The sequence below is a fragment of the Modestobacter roseus genome (assembly GCF_007994135.1).
GTDB lineage: Bacteria > Actinomycetota > Actinomycetes > Mycobacteriales > Geodermatophilaceae > Modestobacter > Modestobacter roseus.
Genome location: NZ_VLKF01000001.1, coordinates 3,002,299 through 3,021,150, shown reverse-complemented (window position 1 = coordinate 3,021,150; position 18,852 = coordinate 3,002,299). Strand labels below are relative to the sequence as shown.

Below are 18,852 nucleotides of genomic sequence, written 5' to 3'. Positions count from 1 at the left end.
TCGCGCTGAGGCCGGAGCTCATGGAGCACCAGCACGCAACGGACGAGCCCGTCACCGCACCCGGTGGCGGGCTCGTCCGCGTTCGGCTGGACATCGCCTACGACGGCACGGCGCTGCACGGCTGGGCCCGCCAGCCCGGGCTGCGCACCGTGCAGGGTGAACTGGAGCTCGCCCTGGCCACCGTGCTCCGGCACGACGTGGACCTGACCGTCGCCGGGCGTACCGACGCCGGCGTGCACGCCACCGGCCAGGTGGCGCACATCGACCTCCCGGCCGAGCTGTTCGCCGCGCACGAGCGCCGACTGCTGCGCCGGGTGCGCGGGGTGCTGCCGCCCGACGTCGCGGTGACCGGCGCCCGGGCGGTGACCGCCGACTTCGACGCCCGCTTCGGTGCGCTCGGCCGCCACTACGTCTACCGGCTCACCGACGCCGACGCCGGGCCGCCGCCGCTGCGCCGGGCGGACACCGTCGGCTGGTCCCGCACGCTGGACGCCGCGGCGATGGCGCTGGCCGCCGGTCTGCTGCTCGGGCAGCACGACTTTGCCGCCTACTGCCGGCGGCGCGAGGGGGCCACCACCATCCGCACCTTGCTCGACCTCGACGTGGTGCGGGACGGCGACCTGGTCGAGGTGCGCGCCTCGGCGGACGCCTTCTGCCACTCGATGGTGCGCAGCCTCGTGGGCGCGCTGATCGCCGTCGGTGAGGGCCGCCGGCCCGTGGGCTGGCCGGCCTCGCTGCTGGAGCTGCGCCAGCGGGCCAACGACGTGCCGGTGGCGCCGGCCGGTGGCCTGACCCTGGTGCGGGTCGACTACCCGGCCGACGCCCAGCTGGCGGCCCGCGCGCAGCTCACCCGGGCGCGGCGGGACGGCTGATCAGCGGAGGCCGGCGACGGCCTCGTCGATCGGGGTGTCGCCGTCGACCAGCTCGACCACCTGGCCCCACGTGCCGGTCGACACGATCTCGGCCAGCACCGCGGCGACGTCGTCCCGGGGCACGCTGCCTCGCTCCACCTCGTGCGCCAGCGTCACCCGGCCGGTGCCCGGGTCGTCGGTGAGGCCGCCGGGCCGGACGACGGTGGCGTCCAGCGCTGCCCGGCCCCGGACGTCGTCCTCCGCGGCCAGCTTGGCCTCGAGGTAGACCGCGAACTGGGGGTCCATCCCCTCGGGGGCCCCGTCGCGGGCCTGCTCGACGCCCATCGACGAGACGAGCAGGTAGGGGCGTACCCCGGCGCGCTCGGCGGCGTCGGCCAGCAGCACGGCCGCGCCACGGTCGACGGTCTGCTTGCGTTCCGGTCCGCTGTTCGGGCCGCCACCGGCGGCGAAGACCACCGCGTCCGCCCCGCGGACCACCTCGGCGACCTGGTCGACCGAGGACTGCTCCAGGTCCAGGACGGCGGGCTCGACGCCGTCGGACTCCAGGTCGGCCCGGTGATCGGGGTTGCGGACGATGCCGACCACGGTGTCCCCGCGGCTGCTCAGCAGCCGGCCGAGGCGGCGGGCGATCTGCCCATGGGCTCCTGCGATGACGATGCGCATGGCGCCGGCCCTACCCGGAGCTGCCGTCCGGCAGTCCTCGTGCCGCGGTGGCCCGGGCGGCGGCCAGCTCTGCGGGGGTGTCGCAGTCGGTCCACGGCGCGGCCTGTCCGGGCGGGACCACCGGACGGTGCCTCCGCACCGCGAGTGGGCCGAGCACCGACCGCAGCGGCGCATGCGGGCGGGCACCGCTGAGGGCCACGCGGAGCACCGCGGTGCGCCACACCCCGAGCAGCAGCTGGTCGCGACCGGTGTCGTCGACCACCAGCACGCCGTCCCCCGTCAGGCGCTCCCGCAGTCCGGCGACCAGCTGCGGGGTGAGGAACGGCAGGTCGCCGGCGAGCACCGCGACGACGTCGACGGTGTCGGGCACCGCCGCCAGCCCGGCGGCCAGGGCCGGCACCGGGCCGCCGCCGGGCGGGCGCTCCCGCACCAGCACGACGTTCCCGGGCACCTCCTGCGGCGGGCCGACGACGACCCGCAGCTGCGCGTCCGCGACCGCGGCCAGCACGGCGCCCAGCATCGTGCGGCCGCCCACGTCGAGCTGGGGCTTGGGCTGCCCGCCGAGGCGGGCGGCGCGGCCGCCGGCGAGGACGACCGCGGCGTAGGGCGGGAGCTCGGTCACGGCCCGAACGGTAGGGCGCGGGCGGTGAGTACCGTCAGCCGCGTGGGACGAGTCACCAGCCGGACCCCGGTGCTGCGCATCCGGGGCGACCTGCACAGCCAGCGCCCGGACACCGTCGCCTCGGAGGAGCCGTTGGAGATCCGCCTGGGCGGAACCCCGCTGGCGGTCACCATGCGCACCCCGGGGGACGACTTCGACCTGGTGCACGGCTTCCTGGCCACCGAGGGCGTCATCCGCAGCACCGACGACCTGGCCGGGTTGCGGTACTGCAACTCCGTGGACGACGCGGGGCGCAACACCTACAACGTCGTCGACGTCGACCTGGCGCCCGGCGTCGAGGCCCCGGACACCGCCCTGGACCGGAACTTCTACACCTCCAGCTCCTGCGGGGTGTGCGGCAAGGCGAGCATCGACGCGATCCGCACCCGCACCAGCTACGACATCGCCGGGGACGGCGCCCGGCTCACCCTGGAGACGTTGCTGGCGCTCCCCGACCGGCTCCGGGCGGCGCAGCAGGTGTTCGACAAGACCGGTGGCCTGCACGCCGCCGGCCTGTTCACCCTCGACGGTGAGCTGGTCGCGCTGCGCGAGGACGTGGGCCGGCACAACGCGGTGGACAAGGTGATCGGCAACGCCGTCCGCGAGGGGCGGGTGCCGCTGTCCGGGCACGTGCTCATGGTCAGCGGGCGGTCGTCGTTCGAGCTGACCCAGAAGGCGGCGATGGCCGGGATCCCCGTGCTGGCCGCGGTGTCGGCCCCCAGCTCGCTGGCGGTGGAGCTGGCCCAGCAGTTCGGCATGACCCTGATCGGCTTCCTCCGCGGCGACGGCTGCAACGTCTACACCCACCCCGAGCGGTTGGAGTTGGGGTGAGGGCTGAGCCGGGCACGAACTAAGCCGGGCACGAACCAAGCCGGGAACGAGTACGGGATCCCGGCGTGAGCCGGTCACCGCGACGAGTGGGGGCCGGAGGCCTCCGCGAGGAGCGGTGGGAACGGCTCAGCGCAGGCGGGGCACGGCACCTGCCCGCGGTGCGATGCGGAGCATCGCAGTCGGCTCAGTGATCGCCGCCGCGGAGCTGGCTGACGACGTGCGGCAGCAGCGGGCCCAGCACGGCGAGCCCGTCGCGGACGCCGCCGGTCGAGCCCGGCAGGTTCACGATCAGCGTGCGGCTGCAGGTGCCCGCCAGGCCGCGGGACAGCACCGACGTCGGCACCTGGTCCTGGCCGTACCGGCGGATCGCCTCGGCGATGCCCGGCGCCTCCCGCTCGAGGACCGCGCGGGTGGCCTCCGGCGTCACGTCGGTGGGGGTCAGGCCGGTGCCGCCGGTGGTGAGGACGACGTCGGCGCCGGCGGCCACCGCCTCCCGGAGGACGACCTCGAGCTCGGCGACGTCGTCCGGGCGCACGTGCGGGCCCTGCACCGTGAAGCCGAGTTCCCGCAGCCCGTCGGCGAGCGCCTGGCCGCTGCGGTCGGCGTAGACGCCGAACGCGGCCCGGTTGGAGGCGGTGACGACGACGGCGAGGGCGTCGGCGGGCAGCTCGGCGGCGGTCATCGGGTGAAGTCCCCGCTCTTGCCGCCGGTCTTCGACAGCAGGCGCACGTCGGTGAGGGAGGCGCGCTTGTCGACGGCCTTGACCATGTCGATCATCGTGAGCCCGGCGACGGTGACCGCGGTGAGCGCCTCCATCTCCACGCCGGTGCGGTCGGCGGTGCGGGCGGTCGCGGTGATCTCCACCGCGTCGTCGGTGACCTCCAGGTCGACGGTCACCCCGTGCAGCGCGATCGGGTGGCACAGCGGCACCAGGTCCGGCGTCCGCTTGGCCCCGGCGATGCCGGCGATCCGCGCGGTGGCGATCGCGTCGCCCTTGGGCACGCCCCCGCCGCGCAGCAGGGCGACGACGTCGGGGCCGACCAGCACCCGGCCGGCCGCGGTCGCGGTGCGGGCGGTGACCGCCTTCTGCGTGACGTCGACCATCCGGGCGGCGCCGGACTCGTCCAGGTGGGTGAGCCGCGGTTCGGTCACTGGAGTGCTCCTTCGATCAGGACGACGGTCACCTCGGCGCCCGTGGGCAGCTCGGTGACGTCCTCGGGGATGACGACCAGGCAGTTGGCCCGGGCCAGGTGGGCGACCAGGTGCGAGCCGGGGCCGCCGACCTGGGACACCGAGCCGGCGTCGAAGCGGCCGCGGAGGAACTGGCGCCGTCCGGCGGGGGAGCGCAGCGGTGTGGTGAGGCGGGCGGTGGTGCGCAGCCGGTCGGGGTCGCTGTGGCCCAGGGCCCGGCGCAGCGCCGGCCGCACGAACACCTCGAAGGACACGAACGAGCTCACCGGGTTGCCCGGCAGGGTCACCACCGGGACCCCGTCGACCGTGCCGGCGCCCTGGGGCCCGCCGGGCTGCATCGCCACCTTGCCGAACTCGACGGTGCCCAGCTCGCGGAAGGCGTCCTTGACCACCTCGTAGGCGCCGGCGCTCACCCCGCCGCTGGTCACCAGCAGGTCGGCGTCCGCCAGCTCGGCCCGGACGGCGGTCAGGAACTGCTCGACGTCGTCGGGGACGAAGTGCAGGGTGCGGGCCTCGCCGCCGGCGGCCTCGACCGCCGTGGCCAGCAGCACGGAGTTGGACTCGTAGATCTGCCCCGGCAGGAGCGGCCGGCCGGGCTCGACGAGCTCGCTGCCGGTGGAGAGCACCAGCACCCGCGGTCGGCGGCGCACGGGCAGCACGGCGTGCCCGACCGCGGCGGCCAGGCCCAGCTGGGCGGCGCCGAGCGGGGTGCCGGCCCGCAGGGCGATCTCGCCCGCGCGGATGTCCTCCCCGGTGTGCCGCAGGTGCGCCCCGACGGCGGGGGAGCCGGTGATGGTGACGACGTCGGTGGCGCCGTCGGTGCGCTCGACCGGGACGACGACGTCGGCGCCGGCCGGCAGCGGGGCCCCGGTCATGATCCGGTGCACGGTGCCCGGTTCGAGGACCGGCACGTCGCTGCGCCCGGCCGGGATGTCGGCGGCGACCCGGAGCCGCACCGGGGTCGCCTCGCCCGCGGTGCCCACCTCGGCGTGCCGGGCCGCGTAGCCGTCCATCGCCGAGTTGGTGAAGCCGGGCAGGGAGACCAGCGCCGGCAGGTCGGCGGCGAGCACCCGCCCGGCCGCCGCGCCCAGCGGGACGTCCTCGATCGGCAGCGGGGCCAGCAGGCCGCGCACCACCGCCTGGTGTTCCTCGACCGTGCGCACGCCCCCATCCTCACCGACACGCCCCGGCGCCGGGCCGCCGGGCGCGTGCGTCACCCGGCGCGACCGGGCAGGGTGGGCTCCGTGAGTGCTCCGGAGGGACCGGCGGTCGTCGTCGGGCAGGTGGGCCGTGACCTGGTCCTGGAGGTCGACCGGCTGCCCGACGGGGGTGGCAGCGTCCCGGCGCGCTCCCGCCGCGAGCTCCTCGGGGGCAAGGGCGCGAACCAGGCGGTGGCCATGCAGCAGCTGGGGCTCCCGGCCGCGCTGGTGGGCGTGCTGGGCGACGACGCAGCCGGTGACCAGGTGCTGGCCCAGGCGGTCCGGGACGGCCTGTGGATCTCCGGGGTGGCGCGCCGGCGCGGTGGGACGACCGCGCTGCTGGTCGACCTGGTCGAGTCCGGCGGCACCCGGCGGCTGGTCGAGGACGTGCCCGGCTCGAGCCTGCTGACCCCGGACGACGTGGCCGCCGCGGGTGACCTGTTCGGACGTGCCCCGGCGGTGGTGCTGCAGCTCCAGCAGCCCGGCCCGGCGGTGCGGGCGGCCCTGGAGCTGGCGCCGCGCGGTGCGCTGACCGTGGCCGACGGTGCCCCGCCGGACGAGGAGACCGCGACGGCGCTGCTGGCCGGTGTCCAGGTGCTCCGGGCGGACGCGGTGGAGGCCGGCGCGTGGGTGGGCGGTGAGCTGGCCGGCCTCGACGACGTCCGGGGAGCCGCCACCGAGCTGTGCCACCGGGGTCCGCGGGTCGTCTGCCTCGCCGCCGGCGAGGCGGGTGACCTGACCGTGTGGCGCTCGCGCAGCGGGCGGGTGCAGGAGCAGCTGGTCCCGCTCCAGGGCGAGTCCCCGGTCGACCCGACGGGTGCGGGCGACACGGTCGTCGCGGCGCTGACCGTGGCGCTGCTGGCCGGGCGGGACCCCGGCGAGGCGGCCTGGGAGGCCGGCGTCGCCGCGGCGCGCACCGTCTCCCGGCTGGGTGGCCGCCCGGCGCTGGACGCGGCGGACGTGCAGCGGGCGGCCGGCGCGGCACGTCGCCCGGCCCGGCGCTGAACCCGCCGGTACCGTGGGCGCCCGGGAACGGGCGAGAGGACTGCTGTGAGCGAGATCGACCGGATGCTGGCGGCCAACGAGGAGTGGCTGGGCGAGTTCCCGGGGCCGGTCCCCGTGGCGCCCGCGCGCAAGGTGGCCGTCGTGGCCTGCATGGACTCCCGGATGCCGCTGTTCGGCCTGCTCGGCCTGGCGGTGGGCGACGCGCACGTGCTGCGCAACGCCGGCGGCCTGGTCACCGAGGACACCCTCCGGTCGCTGGCCGTCTCCCAGCACCTGCTCGGCACCCGGTCCGTCGTCCTGGTGCACCACACCGACTGCGGGCTGAACAAGGCCACCGAGGAGCAGTTCCGGGCCGCCGTCGAGGAGGCCACCGGGGTGCGCCCGCCGTGGCCCGCGGGCGCGTTCACCGACCTCGACGGCGACGTCCGGGAGTCGATCCGCCGCATCCGGGAGGCGCCGTACCTGGTGACCGAGGAGATCCGGGGCACCGTGTACGACGTCGCCACCGGGCGGCTGCGCGAGGTGGCCTGAACGCAGCCGGCGGCTGCCCGCGGCGTGACTGGTATCGTGTCCGTTTGGCGCGCGCTGCCGGCTGGTGCACGCGTGTCCCGGGCCGTCGGTCACCTGTTCACCTGGTGCCCGGATGGCGGCCAAGTCTCCCGTGCTCGGTGAGGCGATCCCACCAGCCGCCCGCCCGATCGACGAAGGACAGTGAGCCTCGTGCGCACGTACAGCCCCAAGCCCGGTGACATCACCCGGGCGTGGCACGTCATCGACGCCACCGACGTGGTGCTCGGTCGACTGGCCAGCCAGACCGCGCAGCTGCTGCGCGGCAAGCACAAGCCCCAGTTCGCCCCGCACGTGGACGCCGGTGACTTCGTCGTCATCGTCAACGCGGGCAAGGTGGCGCTGACCGGCTCCAAGCGCGACGACAAGATCGCCTACCGCCACTCGGGTCACCCGGGTGGCCTCAAGCGCACCAACGTCGGCGACGAGCTCCGGACCCGCCCCGACCGCGTGGTCGAGCGCGCCGTCAAGGGGATGCTGCCGCACAACTCGCTGGGCCGGCAGATGCTCTCCAAGCTCAAGGTCTACGCCGGGCCCGAGCACCCGCACGCCGCCCAGCAGCCCCAGACCTACGAGATCAAGCAGGTGGCCCAGTGACCACGCCCATGACCACGGCACTGTCCGTGACCGACGCCGACGGGCGTCCGGTGCAGACCGTCGGCCGCCGCAAGGAGGCCATCGTCCGGGTGCGCCTGCTCCCCGGCACCGGCCAGTTCCGGCTCAACGGCCGCTCCATCGAGGAGTACTTCCCCAACAAGGTCCACCAGCAGCTCATCCGTGAGCCGTTCGTGATCCTGGAGAAGGCCGAGCAGTACGACGTCGTCGGCATCCTGCACGGCGGCGGTGTCAGCGGTCAGGCCGGTGCCCTGCGCCTGGCGATCGCCCGCGCCCTCATCGAGGTCGAGCCCGACGACCGCCCGACCTTGAAGAAGGCCGGCTTCCTGACCCGTGACCCCCGGGTCACCGAGCGCAAGAAGTACGGCCTGAAGAAGGCCCGCAAGGCCCCGCAGTACTCCAAGCGCTGACCGGCGTCCGGGGGTCTGTTCCATGGGTTGCCTCTTCGGCACCGACGGCGTCCGGGGCCGGGCGAACGCCGACCTGACGCCGGAACTGGCCCTCTCGGTGGCCCGAGCGGCCGCCAGCGTGCTCGCCGACCGCGACGGGACCTCGCGTCCCGTCGCGGTCGTCGGCCGTGACCCCCGGGCGAGCGGGGAGATGCTCGAGGCCGCGGTGGTGGCGGGGCTGGCCAGCGCCGGTGCCGAGGTGCTGCGGGTGGGCGTGCTGCCCACCCCGGCCATCGCGCACCTGACCGGGCGCACCGACGCCGACCTCGGCGTGATGCTCTCGGCCAGCCACAACCCGATGCCCGACAACGGCATCAAGCTGTTCAGCCGCGGTGGGCACAAGCTGCCCGACGCGGTCGAGGCGGCGATCGAGCGCCGGGTCACCGGTGCCGAGGGCGACGACCACCGCCCGACCGGCGGTGGGATCGGCCGCGTCCGCGAGCTGGCCGGTGCCGCCGAGGACTACACCGCCCACGTGCTCTCCGCTCTGCGTGAGCCGCTGCGCGGGCTCCGCGTCGTCGTCGACTGCGCCCACGGCGCCGCCTACCGCTGCGCCCCCGAGGTCTACCGCCGGGCCGGGGCGCAGGTGCACGTCATCGGCGGCGAGCCCGACGGCTGGAACATCAACGACGGCATCGGCTCCACCCACCTCGAGCCGCTGATCGCCGAGGTGGCCCGCCGTGGCGCGGACATCGGCATCGCCCACGACGGCGACGCCGACCGCTGCCTGGCGGTCACCGCCGAGGGGCAGGTGGTCGACGGCGATGCGATCCTCGCCATCTGCGCGCTCGCGCTGCACGAGAGCGGCAACCTCACCGACGACACGGTCGTGGCCACGGTGATGAGCAACCTCGGCTTCCACCACACGATGCGCGACGCGGGCATCGGGGTGCACACCACCGCCGTCGGCGACCGCTACGTGCTGGAGGCGCTGCGCTCGCGGGGCCTGTCCCTGGGCGGCGAGCAGAGCGGTCACCTGGTCTTCCTCGACTGGGCCACCACCGGCGACGGCCTGCTCACCGGGCTGGCCCTGCTGTCCCGGATGAGCGCGACCGGGGCATCGCTGGCCGAGCTGGCCTCCGTCGTCCGGCGGCTGCCGCAGACGCTGGTCAACGTGCCGGTCACCGACCGGCTGGCCGTCGTGGAGAGCGACGAGGTCGCCCAGGCGGTGAACGCGGTCGAGGCCGAGCTCGGTGACTCAGGCCGGGTGCTGCTGCGCCCCTCGGGCACCGAGCAGCTGGTCCGGGTGATGGTCGAGGCCCCCACCCAGGAGGAGGCCGACGCCACCGCCGCCCGGCTCGCCGCGGTGGTCGCCGCCACCGGGTGACATCCGTCCCGGTCGCGGGGACGAGGCGGGGCCGTCCGCGCCGGTACCATCGGCGGAATGTGCGGCATCGTGGGGTATGTGGGACCGCAGAACTCGCTGGACGTGGTCCTGGACGGACTCCGCCGGCTCGAGTACCGCGGTTACGACTCGGCCGGGGTCGCGGTCGTCGCCGACGGGCGGCTGAGCACCGCCAAGAAGGCCGGCAAGCTGGCCAACCTGGAGAAGGAGCTCGCCGAGGAGGGGCTGCCCGCCGCCACCATCGGCCTCGGCCACACCCGCTGGGCCACCCACGGCGGCCCGACCGACCGCAATGCGCACCCGCACGTCTCCGCCGACGGCACCGTCGCGGTGGTGCACAACGGCATCATCGAGAACTTCGCCGCGCTGCGCGCCGAGATCGAGGCGACCGGCGTCGAGTTCACCTCCGAGACCGACACCGAGGTCGTCGCCCACCTGCTGGCCGCCACCTACCGTGGCCTGCCCGCCGGCCCCGGGCGGCTCGCCGAGGCGATGCGCGTGGTCAGCCGTCGACTGGAGGGGGCCTTCACCCTCGTCGCCGGGCACGCGGCGGAGCCCGACACCCTCGTCGCCTCGCGGCGCAACAGCCCGCTCGTGGTCGGCGTCGGCGACGGCGAGTACTTCCTCGGCTCCGACGTCGCGGCCTTCATCGGCCACACCCGCCGGGCGCTCGAGCTCGGCCAGGACCAGGTCGTGGAGATCGACCGCACCCGCGGCGTCACGGTCACCGACTTCGCCGGCGCGCCGGTCGAGCCCACCGCCTACGACGTCGACTGGGACGCCGAGGCCGCCGAGAAGGGCGGCTACGACTGGTTCATGCTCAAGGAGATCGCCGAGCAGCCGCAGGCGGTCGCGGACACCCTGCTGGGCCGGCTCGGGGAGAACGGCGAGCTGGTGCTCGACGAGGTCCGCCTCTCCGACCAGGAACTGCGCGACATCGACAAGGTGTTCGTCGTCGCCTGCGGCACCGCGTACCACGCCGGCCTGATCGCCAAGTACGCCATCGAGCACTGGACCCGGATCCCGGTCGAGGTCGAGCTGGCCAGTGAGTTCCGCTACCGCGACCCGGTGCTGGACCGCTCGACGCTCGTCGTCGTCATCAGCCAGTCCGGCGAGACGATGGACACCCTCATGGCGCTGCGCCACGCCCGCGATCAGAAGGCCCGGGTGCTGGCCATCTGCAACGCGAACGGCTCGACCATCCCGCGGGAGTCCGACGCCGTCCTCTACACCCACGCCGGGCCGGAGGTCGCCGTCGCCTCGACCAAGGGCTTCCTGACCCAGGTGGTCGCCTGCTACCTGGTCGGGTTGTTCCTCGCCCAGGTCCGCGGGGTGAAGTACGCCGACGAGGTCGCCTCCATCGTCGACGACCTGCGGGAGCTGCCGGCTGCGGTGTCCCAGGTGCTCGCCGGGATGGAGCCGGTGCGCGAGCTGGCCCGGTCGCTGGCCACCGAGGACACGTTGCTGTTCCTCGGCCGGCACGTGGGGTACCCGGTGGCGCTCGAGGGCGCGCTCAAGCTCAAGGAGCTGGCCTACATCCACGCCGAGGGCTTCGCCGCCGGTGAGCTCAAGCACGGGTCGATCGCGCTGATCGGGCCGGGCACGCCGGTGGTCGTCGTCGTGCCCTCGCCGCGCAGCCGCGGGTCGGTGCACGGCAAGGTGGTCTCCAACATCCAGGAGGTCCGCGCCCGCGGTGCGCGGACGATCGTCGTCGCCGAGGAGGGCGACGACGACGTGCTGCCCTACGCCGACCACCTGATCCGGGTGCCGCGCACGCCGACGCTGCTGGCTCCGGTGGTCACCACCGTGCCGCTGCAGGTGCTGGCCTGCGAGATCGCCGACACCCGGGGTCTGGACGTCGACCAGCCGCGCAACCTGGCGAAGTCCGTCACGGTCGAATGACGCGGCGGGCTCCGGGCCCGTCCAGCCAGGCAGACTGACCCGGTGATCATCGGGGTCGGCATCGACGTGTGCCCGGTCGAGCGGTTCGCCGCGTCCTTGCAGCGGACGCCGGCACTCCGGGACCGGCTGTTCACCGCCGCCGAGCAGCGCACGCCCGCAGGCGCGGAGCGCACCGGGGAGTCGCTGGCCGCCCGCTTCGCCGCCAAGGAGGCGCTGGCCAAGGCGCTCGGTGCCCCCGGCGACCTGCAGTGGCACGACGCGGAGGTCGTCGTGGGGGAGCGGGGCCGGCCGCACCTGGAGGTGCGCGGCACCGTCGCCCGGCGGGCGGCGGAGCTGGGCGTCACCCACTGGCACGTGTCGTTGAGCCACGACGGGGGCATCGCCTCTGCCGTGGTCATCGCCGAGGGTGTTCTGTGATCGGGCTCCACACCGCCGAGCAGGTGCGGACGGCGGAGCGTGCGCTGATGGCGACGTTGCCGCCCGGCACGCTGATGCAGCGGGCCGCCACCGGGCTGGCGACGGTCTGCCTGGGGCTGGCCGGCCGGGCGCACGGGCTGCGGGTGGTGCTGCTCGTCGGTGCCGGTGACAACGGCGGGGACGCGCTGTTCGCCGGGGCCCAGCTGGCCGGCCGGGGAGCGCAGGTGACCGCCGTCCTGCTCGCCCCCGAGCGCGCCCACGCGTCGGGCCTGACCGCGTTCCGCCGGGCCGGGGGGCGGGTCGCCGACGACCCCGCGCGCAGCGGGCTGGACCGCGCCGACCTGGTCCTCGACGGGATCGTCGGCATCGGCGGCTCGGGCGGCCTGCGCCCGGCCGCCGCCGACCTGGCCGGGCAGGCGGCCGCCGGGCCCGGGCTGCTCGTCGCCGTCGACCTGCCCAGCGGGGTGGCCGCGGACACCGGCGAGGTGCCCGGGGAGGTGTTCCCCGCCCAGCACACGGTCACCTTCGGCGCGGTGAAGCCCGGACTGGTCGTCGGCGAGGGCCGCCGGCACGCCGGGCAGGTGCACCTGGTCGACATCGGCCTGGGGCCGCACCTGGGCGACCCGGCCGCGCGGCAGCTGACCGACGCCGACGCCGCGGCCCGGATCGAGCCGCCGTCGCCGGACAGCGACAAGTACAGCGGCGGGGTGGTCGGCGTCGTCGCGGGCTCGGCCACCTACCCCGGCGCCGGCGTGCTGTGCACGGGGGCCGCGCTGCGCACCCGTCCGGGGCTGGTCCGCTACGCCGGCACCGCCGCCGACGGCGTCCGGGCCTCCTGGCCGGAGGCGATCGTCACCTCCGGCCGCCCCGGGGACGCCGGCCGGGTGCAGGCCTGGGTGGTGGGCCCGGGCATGGGCACCGACGACGACGCGCGCAGCGTGCTCGCCGAGGTGCTCGCCACCGACCTGCCGGTCGTGGTGGACGCCGACGGGCTGACGATGGTCGCCGACGCCCCGGAGCTCGTCCGCGACCGCACCGCACCGACGGTGCTCACCCCGCACGACCGCGAGTTCGCCCGCCTGTTCACCTGGGCGGGCGGGTCGACCGGGATCGGCGGTGACCGGATGGCCGCCGCGCGTCGGGGTGCGGCCGAGCTGGGCTGCACGGTCCTGCTCAAGGGCGACGCGACCGTGATCGCCGACGCGCACGGGACCACGTACGTCAACGGCACCGGCACCCCCTGGCTGGCCACCGCCGGCACCGGCGACGTGCTGTCCGGGGTGCTCGGTGCGGTGCTGGCGCAGACGCCGGTCACCGGGCTGCCCGCGGTGGAGGCGGCCGCGGCCGCCGCCCACCTGCACGGCCGCGCCGGGCAGCTGGCCGCTGCCGACGGGCCGCTGATCGCCGGTGACCTGGTGCGCCACCTGGCGGAGGCCGTCGGCCGGCTGTACCGGGGCGGTGCCCCCGCCTGAGCGGGCGCGCCTGGGACAGTGGAACGGTGACGACGGTGCAGCAGACCCCCCGGCGGGCCGGGGAGAGCCGGGCCGAGGTGCTGGTCGACCTGGACGCGATCGCGGCGAACACCGCGGTGCTGCGCGAGCGGGTCGGCCGGCCGCTGATGGCCGTGGTGAAGGCCGACGGGTACGGCCACGGGCTGGTCCCGGCCGCCCGCGCCGCGCTCGCCGGCGGGGCCGACGCCCTCGGGGTGACGGTGCTGGAGGAGGCGCTCGCGCTGCGCGCGGCCGGCGTCACCGCACCGCTGCTGTCCTGGCAGCACGCGCCGGGGGAGGACTACGCCGCCGCGCTGGCCGCCGACGTCGAGCTCTCGGTCAACGCCGAGTGGGCGCTGGCGGAGGTGGTCGACGCCGCCCGGGCCGCCGGCCGCACCGCCCGGGTGCAGCTGTTCGCCGACACCGGGCTGTCCCGGGAGGGCGCCACCCCCGAGGCCTGGCCCGGGCTGGTGGCGGCCGCGGCGCGCGCGCAGGTCGACGGCGAGCTCGCCGTCACGGGCCTGTGGAGCCACCTGGCCTACGCCGACGCCCCGACGCACCCGACGATCGGCCGGCAGGTGGCGGTCTTCGAGGAGGCCGTGGCGCTCGCCCGGGCGGCCGGTCTCACCGACGCCCGCCGGCACCTGGCGAACTCCGCGGCGACCATCGCGCTGCCGGGGACGTGGTTCGACATGGTCCGGCCCGGCGTCGCGGTCTACGGGCTGGACCCGCTGGGCGGCGACCCGGCGCAGTACGGGCTGCGCCCGGCGATGACCGTGCGCGCCCGGGTCGCGCTGACCAAGCGGGTGCCCGCGGGCTCGGGCGTCTCCTACGGCCACACCTACGCCACCGCCGGGGAGACGACGCTCGCCCTGGTCCCGGTCGGGTACGCCGACGGGGTGCCGCGGGCCGCGGGCAACCGCGCCCCGGTGCTGGCCGCGGGCGCGCACCGCACCATCGCCGGCCGGGTGTGCATGGACCAGTTCGTGCTCGACGTCGGTGACGACCCGGTGGCCCCCGGCGACCACGTCGTCCTGTGGGGCCCGGGAGACGGTGGCGAGCCGACGGCGCAGGACTGGGCCGACGCCCTGGACACCATCCACTACGAGCTGGTCACCCGGGTCGGCGGCCGGTTCACCCGCCGGTACGTCGGCACGGCCGGGGCGGTCTGATGCCCGCCGCCGAACGACACCGCCCGCACCTGCCCAACGGCCGCACGGTCGGCCTGGTCGGTGCGGTGCTGGGGCTGGCCGCCGCGGGCACGGCCGTGGGGATCACGGCCGCCCGGGCCGCGACGGCCCGGGTGCGCGCCGAGCGGCTGGCCGGTCAGGTCCCCGACGTCGAGCAGGAGACCTGGCAGCAGCTGCGCGAGGAGGACCCCCTCGGGCTGGGCCGGCGGGAGGCCGACCGGACGACGACGGTCGAGGCCGACGACGGCTGCCGGCTGGCAGTGGAGGAGGTCGGCCCGCTCGACGCGCCGCTGACCGTGGTCTTCGTGCACGGCTACGCGCTGTCGATGCACTCCTGGACGTTCCAGCGCCGCGACCTCGGCGCACGGCTGGCCACCGCCAACGGGCACCGGCCGGCCGCCCGGCTGGTCTTCTACGACCAGCGCGGCCACGGCTCCTCCGGCCGGGGCGACGCCGCGCACGCCACCATCGAGCAGCTCGGCGCGGACCTGGAGGCGGTGCTCACCGCCCGGGTGCCGCGCGGGCCGGTGGTGCTCGTCGGCCACTCGATGGGCGGGATGTCCGTGCTGGCGTTCGCCCGGCGCCGCCCGGAGCTCTTCGGTGACCGGGTGGTGGGTGCCGCGCTGGTGTCCACCTCCAGCGGCAACCTCGGCCAGCTGGACTTCGGGCTGCCGCACCTGCTCACCCGGGTGCGGGCCGCGGTGCTGCCCGTGGCCGCCTGGACCGCGCGCCGCCGCCCGGGCATCGCCGAGCACACCCGCCGGCTGGCCCAGGACGTCGTCTCCGCGGCGACCCGTGCGCTGTCGTTCTCCTCCACCGACGTCCCCCCGGAGCTGGGCCACTACGTGGACGCGATGATCGCCGGCACCCCGGTCGACGTGATCGCGGAGTTCTACCCGGCCCTGGTGCGGCTGGACCAGAGCGGGGCCATCGAGCCGCTGCGCCGGGTGCCCGTGCTGGTGCTCACCGGCGACACCGACCGGATGATCCCCTCCGCGCACAGCGAGCTGATCGTGCAGGAGCTGGGGCACGACGAGCACGGCGCGGACTTCGTCGTCGTCCCGGACGCGGGACACCTGGTGCTCCTCGAGCACCCCGAGCAGGTCACCGACGCGCTGACCGAGCTGCTGCGCCGGGTGGACGCCGAGCGAGGGTCCCGCCGCGGGTGACCGCTCCGGCCCGGTCATAGGGTGCGGGCGTGGCCGCCCCCCGACCGCCCGCACCTCGACCGCCCGAACCTCGACCGCACCGTCCGGACGCGGGCGCCGACGAGGTGGCCCGCACCGCAGCCGCGGCCGCCGACTGGGCGGCGCTGGCCGGGGTCGCCCGCTCGTGCGTGGCCTGCCCGGAGCTCGCCGCCACCCGGCAGCACGTCGTCGTCGGGGACGTGCCCACCGGCGGCCGCCCGCGGCTGGTGATCGTGGGGGAGGCCCCGGGCGCCACCGAGGACGAGACCGGCCGGCCGTTCGTCGGCCGGAGCGGTGCGTTGCTGGACCAGCTGCTCGGCGAGGCCGGGCTCGCCCGGGCCGAGGTGGCGGTGCTCAACATCGTCAAGTGCCGGCCGCCGGGCAACCGCACCCCGAAGGCCCCGGAGGTGGCCCGGTGCAGCGGCTGGCTGCGCCGCCAGCTGGAGCTGCTCGACGCCCGGGTGGTGGTGGCGCTGGGGCTCTCCTCGGCGAAGTGGTTCCTCGGCCCGCGCACCGTGCTCGGTCAGGTGCGCGGCCGGGCGCACGACGTCGACGGGCGCGCGGTCTGGGTCACCTACCACCCGTCGGCGGCGATCCGGTTCGGCCCGAACGGCGCCCCGCGCGCCGCCCTCGCCGCCGACCTGCGCGCCGTGGCGGGCGCGCTGTGAACCGCCAGCACGAGCTGCGCACCGTCGCCGACACCCAGGCCTTCGGCCGCGAGCTGGCCGGGCTGCTGCGCGCCGGTGACCTGGTGGTGCTCGCCGGGCCGCTGGGCGCGGGCAAGACCGCGCTCACCCAGGGCATCGGCGCTGGGCTGGGCGTGCGCGGCCCGGTGACCTCCCCGACGTTCGTGCTGGCCCGGGTGCACCGCGGCGGCCGGGTGCCGCTGGTGCACGTCGACGCCTACCGGCTGTCCGGCATGGCCGACGTCGACGACCTGGACCTGGACGCCACCACCGACGAGGCGGTCACCGTCGTCGAGTGGGGCCACGGCCTGGTCGAGCAGCTGGCCGACGAGCACCTCGTCGTCGAGCTGGACCGGCGGGACGACGACGTGCGCACCGCCCGGCTGGTGCCGGTGGGCCCCGGCTGGGAGCAGCGGCTCACCGAGCGCTGACCGCGGCGAACTACGCTCGTCGGTCGTGCTGGTCCTCGCGCTCGACACCGCCACCCCGACCCTCGTCGTCGGTCTGGCCCGGTCGACGGCGGACGACGGCGTCACCGTGCTCGCCGAGCGCGCCGTCGCCTCGGGCAACCGGCACGCCGAGCTGCTCACCCCCGCCGTCCGCGAGGTGCTCGCCGAGGCCGGGGTCGCGATGCGCGAGCTGGACGCGGTCGTCGTCGGCCTGGGGCCGGGCCCGTTCACCGGGCTGCGCGTCGGCGTGGTCACCGCCGCGGCGCTCGGCGACGCACGGGGCCTGCCGGTGCACGGGGTCTGCTCGCTGGACGCCGTCGGCGACGGCGCCCGCTCGGTGGTCACCGACGCCCGGCGCAAGGAGGTCCACTGGGCCACCTACGACGCGACGGGTGCGCGGACGGCGGGTCCCGGGGTGGACCGGCCCGAGGACGCCCCGGTCACCGACCCGGTGGTGGGCGACGTCCGCTTCGCCGAGCGGCTGGGCCGCGACGTCGCCGCCGCCGAGGTGACCACCGCCGGGTTGCTGCGCGCCGCCGCCCCGCTCTTCGGTCGGCCGCCGGCACCGCTGGAGCCGCTGTACCTCCGCCGTCCCGACGCCGTGCCGTCGGTGACCCGGAAGCCGGTGAGCCAGTGAGCGTGCGGCTGCGCGCCATGACCGTCGCCGACCTGCCCCGGGTGATGGAGCTGGAGGAGGAGCTCTTCGCCCCGGACACCTGGACCGAGTGGATGTACCGCGACGAGCTCGCCCGCCCCGGCACCCGCCGCTACCTGGTCGCCGTCGACCCCGACGACCGCGTGGTCGGGTACGCCGGGCTGATCGCCTACGCCGACGAGGCGCACATCGCCACGATCGGGGTCACCGGCGCGCGGCAGGGGGAGGGGATCGGGGCGCTGCTGCTGGACACCCTGCTGGCCGAGGCCGACCGGCGCCCCACCCCGGTGCTGCTGGAGGTGCGCGCCGACGACGCGGCCACCCAGGCCTTCTACGCCCGCCGCGGCTTCGCCGAGATCGGCCGGCGGCCGCACTACTACCCGCTCAGCGGGGCCGACGCCGTCGTCATGAGCAGGGAGGTGCGGTCATGAGCCAGCCGCTGGTGCTGGGGTTCGAGACCTCGTGCGACGAGACCGGGATCGGCCTGGTGCGCGGGCAGACGCTGCTGTCCGATGCGCTGGCCACGAGCATGGCCGAGCACGAGCGCTTCGGCGGCGTCGTCCCGGAGATCGCCTCCCGCGCGCACCTGGAGGCGATGGTCCCCACGGTGCACCGGGCGCTGGCCGACGCCGGGGTCTCCCTGGACGACGTCGACGCCGTCGCGGTGACGGCGGGACCGGGCCTGACCGGCGCGCTGCTGGTCGGGGTCGCGGCCGCCAAGGCCTACGCGCTCGCCCTGGACGTGCCGCTCTACGGGGTCAACCACCTCGCCGCGCACGTCGCCGTCGACGAGCTCGAGCACGGCCGGCTGGCCGAGCCGTCGCTGGCGATGCTGGTCTCCGGCGGGCACAGCTCGCTGCTGCTGGTGCCCGACCTGACCCAGGACGTGCAGGAGCTGGGCCGCACCATCGACGATGCCGCCGGCGAGGCGTTCGACAAGGTGGCCCGGGTGCTCGGGCTGCCCTTCCCCGGCGGCCCGCCGATCGACCGCGCGGCCCGGGACGGCGACCCGGCGTCAATCGCGTTCCCGCGGGGCCTCACCGGCCAGCGGGACGCCGCCTACGACTTCTCCTTCTCCGGCCTGAAGACGGCGGTCGCCCGCTGGGTGGAGGCCCGCGAGCGCGCCGGTGAGCCGGTGCCGGTGGCCGACGTCGCCGCCGCCTTCCAGGAGGCGGTGGTCGACGTGCTCACCGCGAAGGCGGTGCGGGCCTGTCGGGACCACGGCGTCGACCACCTGGTCATCGGCGGGGGAGTCGCGGCCAACTCGCGGCTGCGCGCCCTGGCCCAGGAGCGCTGCGACGCGGCGGGCATCGTGCTGCGGGTGCCCAGCCGCCGGCTGTGCACCGACAACGGCGCGATGGTGGCCGCGCTCGGCTCCCGGCTCGTCGAGGCCGGGGTCACCGCCTCGCAGGTCGACCTGGGCGCGGACAGCTCGCTGCCGATCGAGGTCGTCAGCCGCTGACCCGCCCGAACCCCGG

22 protein-coding genes are annotated in these 18,852 nt (G+C 76.1%); 17 read left to right on the top strand and 5 right to left on the bottom strand.

What is annotated here, in order from left to right:
• The first annotated feature begins 20 nt into the window (after positions 1 to 20).
• Complete coding sequence (gene truA, locus JD78_RS14275) at positions 21 to 872, top strand: tRNA pseudouridine(38-40) synthase TruA (RefSeq protein WP_153359865.1); 852 nt, start codon at positions 21 to 23, stop codon at positions 870 to 872.
• On the opposite strand, the gene JD78_RS14270 is transcribed toward truA, so the two are convergent.
• Together JD78_RS14270 and mobA are read right to left on the bottom strand one after the other, a co-directional pair.
• The gene (locus JD78_RS14270; protein ID WP_153359867.1) at positions 873 to 1,535 is read right to left on the bottom strand and encodes an SDR family oxidoreductase; all 663 of its coding nucleotides are present in this window, start codon (positions 1,533 to 1,535) and stop codon (positions 873 to 875) included.
• A gap of 10 nt (positions 1,536 to 1,545) precedes the next feature.
• Positions 1,546 to 2,157, bottom strand: coding sequence for a molybdenum cofactor guanylyltransferase (gene mobA / locus JD78_RS14265; protein WP_153359869.1), 612 nt, complete (start codon positions 2,155 to 2,157; stop codon positions 1,546 to 1,548).
• A 42-nt stretch (positions 2,158 to 2,199) separates the two neighbouring features.
• Here mobA and fdhD point away from each other — a divergent pair, with 42 nt between their 5' ends.
• Complete coding sequence (fdhD, locus tag JD78_RS14260) at positions 2,200 to 3,027, top strand: formate dehydrogenase accessory sulfurtransferase FdhD (RefSeq protein ID WP_153359871.1); 828 nt, start codon at positions 2,200 to 2,202, stop codon at positions 3,025 to 3,027.
• Between the two features lie 184 nt (positions 3,028 to 3,211).
• Here fdhD and JD78_RS14255 read toward each other — a convergent pair whose 3' ends face one another.
• Genes JD78_RS14255 through moeA form a run of 3 tightly spaced genes read right to left on the bottom strand, consistent with a single transcriptional unit; the run spans position 3,212 to position 5,381 of the window.
• Positions 3,212 to 3,709 carry a MogA/MoaB family molybdenum cofactor biosynthesis protein gene (locus JD78_RS14255; protein WP_153359873.1) on the bottom strand — a complete coding sequence of 166 codons (498 nt, stop codon included), beginning with the start codon at positions 3,707 to 3,709 and terminating at the stop codon, positions 3,212 to 3,214.
• Complete coding sequence (moaC, locus tag JD78_RS14250; RefSeq protein WP_153359875.1) at positions 3,706 to 4,179, bottom strand: cyclic pyranopterin monophosphate synthase MoaC; 474 nt, start codon at positions 4,177 to 4,179, stop codon at positions 3,706 to 3,708. The genes JD78_RS14255 and moaC overlap by 4 nt, the downstream gene beginning before the upstream one ends.
• Positions 4,176 to 5,381 (bottom strand): molybdopterin molybdotransferase MoeA, encoded by a 1,206-nt coding sequence (gene moeA / locus JD78_RS14245; RefSeq protein WP_153359877.1) that lies wholly within the window; start codon positions 5,379 to 5,381, stop codon positions 4,176 to 4,178. The genes moaC and moeA overlap by 4 nt, the downstream gene beginning before the upstream one ends.
• A gap of 81 nt (positions 5,382 to 5,462) precedes the next feature.
• On the opposite strand from moeA, the gene JD78_RS14240 reads away from it, so the two are divergent.
• The 15 genes from JD78_RS14240 (at position 5,463) to tsaD (ending at position 18,836) form a co-directional block, all read left to right on the top strand.
• Positions 5,463 to 6,422, top strand: coding sequence for a PfkB family carbohydrate kinase (locus tag JD78_RS14240; protein WP_153359879.1), 960 nt, complete (start codon positions 5,463 to 5,465; stop codon positions 6,420 to 6,422).
• Between the two features lie 45 nt (positions 6,423 to 6,467).
• Positions 6,468 to 6,953: a beta-class carbonic anhydrase gene (locus tag JD78_RS14235; protein WP_194290458.1), complete on the top strand. Its 486-nt coding sequence runs from the start codon at positions 6,468 to 6,470 to the stop codon at positions 6,951 to 6,953.
• Positions 6,954 to 7,142: 189 nt separating this feature from the next.
• Positions 7,143 to 7,586, top strand: coding sequence for a 50S ribosomal protein L13 (rplM, locus tag JD78_RS14230; protein ID WP_153359880.1), 444 nt, complete (start codon positions 7,143 to 7,145; stop codon positions 7,584 to 7,586).
• Positions 7,583 to 8,014, top strand: coding sequence for a 30S ribosomal protein S9 (rpsI, locus tag JD78_RS14225; protein ID WP_438861312.1), 432 nt, complete (start codon positions 7,583 to 7,585; stop codon positions 8,012 to 8,014). Before rplM ends, rpsI begins: the two co-directional genes overlap by 4 nt.
• Before the next feature lie 22 nt (positions 8,015 to 8,036).
• Entirely contained in the window at positions 8,037 to 9,380 is a 1,344-nt protein-coding gene (glmM, locus tag JD78_RS14220; protein WP_153359882.1) for a phosphoglucosamine mutase, read from the top strand.
• A 57-nt stretch (positions 9,381 to 9,437) separates the two neighbouring features.
• Entirely contained in the window at positions 9,438 to 11,300 is a 1,863-nt protein-coding gene (gene glmS, locus JD78_RS14215) for a glutamine--fructose-6-phosphate transaminase (isomerizing) (protein WP_153359884.1), read from the top strand.
• 42 nt (positions 11,301 to 11,342) lie between these two features.
• Positions 11,343 to 11,717, top strand: a complete 375-nt coding sequence (locus JD78_RS14210) for a holo-ACP synthase (RefSeq protein ID WP_153359886.1) — start codon at positions 11,343 to 11,345, stop codon at positions 11,715 to 11,717.
• On the top strand, positions 11,714 to 13,189 hold the full coding sequence (locus tag JD78_RS14205) for an NAD(P)H-hydrate dehydratase (RefSeq protein ID WP_153359888.1): 1,476 nt from the start codon (positions 11,714 to 11,716) through the stop codon (positions 13,187 to 13,189). Before JD78_RS14210 ends, JD78_RS14205 begins: the two co-directional genes overlap by 4 nt.
• 26 nt (positions 13,190 to 13,215) lie before the next feature.
• Positions 13,216 to 14,379, top strand: a complete 1,164-nt coding sequence (gene alr / locus JD78_RS14200) for an alanine racemase (protein ID WP_228395123.1) — start codon at positions 13,216 to 13,218, stop codon at positions 14,377 to 14,379.
• A complete protein-coding gene (locus tag JD78_RS14195) occupies positions 14,379 to 15,566 on the top strand; it encodes an alpha/beta fold hydrolase (RefSeq protein ID WP_153359890.1) in 1,188 nt (395 codons plus the stop codon). The genes alr and JD78_RS14195 overlap by 1 nt, the downstream gene beginning before the upstream one ends.
• A 104-nt stretch (positions 15,567 to 15,670) precedes the next feature.
• The gene (locus JD78_RS14190) at positions 15,671 to 16,252 is read left to right on the top strand and encodes a uracil-DNA glycosylase (RefSeq protein WP_228395124.1); all 582 of its coding nucleotides are present in this window, start codon (positions 15,671 to 15,673) and stop codon (positions 16,250 to 16,252) included.
• Positions 16,249 to 16,701 (top strand): tRNA (adenosine(37)-N6)-threonylcarbamoyltransferase complex ATPase subunit type 1 TsaE, encoded by a 453-nt coding sequence (gene tsaE / locus JD78_RS14185; protein WP_153359894.1) that lies wholly within the window; start codon positions 16,249 to 16,251, stop codon positions 16,699 to 16,701. Before JD78_RS14190 ends, tsaE begins: the two co-directional genes overlap by 4 nt.
• A 25-nt stretch (positions 16,702 to 16,726) precedes the next feature.
• A complete protein-coding gene (tsaB, locus tag JD78_RS14180) occupies positions 16,727 to 17,356 on the top strand; it encodes a tRNA (adenosine(37)-N6)-threonylcarbamoyltransferase complex dimerization subunit type 1 TsaB (RefSeq protein WP_153359896.1) in 630 nt (209 codons plus the stop codon).
• Positions 17,353 to 17,805, top strand: a complete 453-nt coding sequence (gene rimI, locus JD78_RS14175) for a ribosomal protein S18-alanine N-acetyltransferase (RefSeq protein ID WP_228395125.1) — start codon at positions 17,353 to 17,355, stop codon at positions 17,803 to 17,805. Before tsaB ends, rimI begins: the two co-directional genes overlap by 4 nt.
• Positions 17,802 to 18,836, top strand: a complete 1,035-nt coding sequence (gene tsaD, locus JD78_RS14170; protein ID WP_153359897.1) for a tRNA (adenosine(37)-N6)-threonylcarbamoyltransferase complex transferase subunit TsaD — start codon at positions 17,802 to 17,804, stop codon at positions 18,834 to 18,836. Before rimI ends, tsaD begins: the two co-directional genes overlap by 4 nt.
• The last annotated feature ends 16 nt before the right edge of the window (positions 18,837 to 18,852 follow it).